General features: G+C 71.7%; 1 protein-coding gene and 1 pseudogene. Both read left to right on the plus strand.

Features of this window, described 5'->3' with window-relative positions; translation table 11 throughout:
• Window positions 1-1140, plus strand: a 1140-nt coding sequence (locus G6021_RS11705; protein ID WP_182641347.1) for an acyl-CoA dehydrogenase family protein, incomplete at its 5' end; no start/stop codon positions are given.
• Window positions 1141-1184: 44 nt separating this feature from the next.
• Window positions 1185-1394 (plus strand): annotated as a pseudogene (locus G6021_RS11710) (acyl-CoA dehydrogenase); the annotation flags it as partial.

A 1394-nucleotide genomic window follows, 5' to 3' on the forward strand; every position in this document is an offset into this window, starting at 1 on the left:
CGCTGGCGGCGCTCGCTGGCCGAGCTCACCCTGGCCGGCACGCGCCGACACCTCGAGATCGACCTGTCGGAGGTCGAGGGTCTCGACGCCAGGCGTGAGGAGATCAGGACCCTCGTGGCGAAGGTCGCCGCGGTGTCCGGTGACGAGCGCAAGCGGGCCCTGGCCGACACGGGCCTGTTCATGCCGCACCTGCCCGAGCCGTGGGGACTGGGCGCCTCGCCCGCCGAGCAGCTCCTCATCGACGAGGAGCTCGAGGCAGCGGGCGTGAGCCGCCACAACATCACCATCGGCGGGTGGGCCGTGCCGACCATCCTGCAGGCCGCGCCCGAGCACGCCGACCGGCTGGTCCGCGGCACCATGGCCGGCGAGATCAAGTGGTGTCAGCTGTTCTCCGAGCCCGGCGCCGGCTCCGATCTCGCCGCGCTGCGCGCGACCGCCGAGAAGGTCGACGGCGGGTGGAGGATCAACGGCCAGAAGGTGTGGACGTCCCTGGCGCGCGAGGCCGACTGGGCCATGTGCCTGGCCCGCACCGATCCCGACGCCCCCAAGCACAAGGGCATCACCTACTTCCTCGTGGACATGAAGTCCGAGGGCATCCGGACCAGGCCGCTGCGCGAGATCACCGGCGAGGCCCTGTTCAACGAGGTCTACCTCGAGGACCTGTTCGTCCCCGACGAGTTCCAGGTCGGCCAGGTGAACGACGGCTGGAAGATCGCCCGCACGACCCTGGCCAACGAGCGAGTGGCCATGGGCGGCGGTTCCTCGCTCGGCGACGCCGCCGAGGAGATCGTCGGCCTCATCCGCGCGGCGGGGGCGGAGGACGACGCCCTGGTGCTGGACGAGCTCGGCAAGCACGTGGCCGACGGTGTGGTGGGGAGTCTGCTCGACCTGCGCACCGCCCTGCGGACCCTCTCCGGCTCCGGCCCGGGCGCCGAGTCGTCCGTCCGCAAGATCGTGGGCGTGCGCCATCGTCAGGACATCGCCGAGTTCGGACTCGAGCTCACCGGCACCGGCGGGGTCGAGTTCACCGAGCAGGGGCGCAAGTTCCTCATGGTGCGCTGCCTGTCCATCGCCGGCGGCACGGAGCAGGTGCTGCTCAACGTGGTCGGGGAACGCATCCTCGGCCTGCCCAGGGACTGATCGAACCCGTGCCCGACCCTCTCCCGACTAAGGACTGATCTGACGTGGACTTCACCCGTACCGAGACCCAGGTCGCCGTCGCCGAGGCCGTGGCCGGGGCGCTCACCACGGCCGCCCCGGCCGATGAGCTGCTCACCGCCCTGCCCAGTCGCGGTGTCGCCGACGCCGGATACGACGAGCGACTGTGGTCGGCGTTCGCCGGATCGGGCCTGCTCTCGCTGGGCCTGCCCGCGGCGCTCGGCGGCGACGACCTC

Origin of the sequence: Dietzia sp. CW19, assembly GCF_014145265.1 — a bacterium.
Classification (GTDB): Bacteria; Actinomycetota; Actinomycetes; order Mycobacteriales; family Mycobacteriaceae; genus Dietzia; species Dietzia natronolimnaea.